The organism is Neisseria sp. P0009.S007 (assembly GCF_051962515.1).
The window spans coordinates 1-1,362 of sequence record NZ_JBQCVF010000361.1 but is presented as its reverse complement, the minus strand read 5'-3'; the positions used below and the strand labels follow the sequence as shown (position 1 = coordinate 1,362).

Annotated in this window: 1 protein-coding gene; it reads left to right on the top strand. The window is 47.7% G+C overall.

The annotated features are described in order from the left end of the window. The coding region (locus ACTHS3_RS13265; protein WP_440368161.1) for a LysM peptidoglycan-binding domain-containing protein at positions 1-1,362 on the top strand (1,362 nt) is incomplete at both ends.

Here is a 1,362-nt window from a genome sequence, read left to right as displayed (position 1 = left end):
CTGCGTATGCCGAACGAAACACGCAACTACGTTCCCAAACTTTTGGCCGTCCGCAATATCGTTGCCAATCCGCAAACTTTTGGCATGAATATCAGTGAAATCAGCAATCAGCCGTATTTCAAATCTGTCAGCATCGACAAACCTATCGATAACAGCACAATTGCTCGCTTTGCAAATATCAGCGAAAGCGAACTGTTGGCACTCAACCCAGGTTTCAATGCCCCGGTATTCATCCCTAAAAATAACCGTCGTCTGTTGTTGCCGGTTTCTGCGGTTTCTGCATTTGAAAAGAACTACCGCAATGCCAATCCAGATACCCTGATGTCTTGGGATATCTATACTTCTTTGGGCAACAAAAAACTTAATGCCATCGCCAACGATACCGGCATGAGCGTAGCCGAACTCAAACGCCTCAATGGCCTGAGCGGTAGCGCAATTTCTGAAGGCCGCAGCATTTTGGTGGCTAAAAATTCAGCAAGCCAAAGTCAAGACATCATTAACTTCATCGACAAAGACAATACGCCGGATACTTACCAATCCAATATGCCGGCCATGTCTCCGATTATTGCTTCCAACGTAGCAGAATCGGTTAAAGTCGCTCAAAATACCGTGACCAATATTGTTGCTCCTGTTGTTCCACAGTCCAGCAAACCGGTTGACTTTATTGCACGCAGCAAAACTGAAAACGTTACTTCCGTAGCGGTAACAGAAACCAAGGCGCAGCCTCAAGTTGCAAGTGCGGAAGTAGCCGCCCCTATTGTAGCCATGACCCATATTACTGCTGAGCCTGCTGCCACAAATGTTGCTGAAGCACCAAAAGCAGCTATCCCTGCCGACTTGACTGCACCGACTGTTGCCGCAAACGATGTAGCCCCTACTCCAGCAGTTGAATCTGTTGCTGTTGCTCCGGTTCAAGAAGAGCATGATGACCTGATGGCTTTGGTACAAAGCCAACCTGCGGAGGAACCTGCAGCGACTGTTGCTGAAGCGACTTCTGAAGCCAAACAAGTTCAAACTGTTGTGACTGCCGAAAGCGCTCGTACAGCACGTATCGCAGCCAATACCGCTAAACAACAACAACGCATCAATGCGCGTCTTGCCCGTGTAAATGGCCAACAAAACACACAAACTGCAGCACTTGCAGCAGGCACACACCGTGTGGAAGATGGTGATACGTTGTTTAATATCTCCAAACGTTACAACTTGAGCGTAGCTGATTTGATTATTGCCAACAACATCAAAGGCAACAATATCAGAAAAGGCCAAATCCTCCGTGTTACAGCTACTCCGGCAAAAGTCCGCAGCAACCCGGTTCAAAACGTTTCCTACACTGTACGTAAAGGCGATACCCTGAACACCATC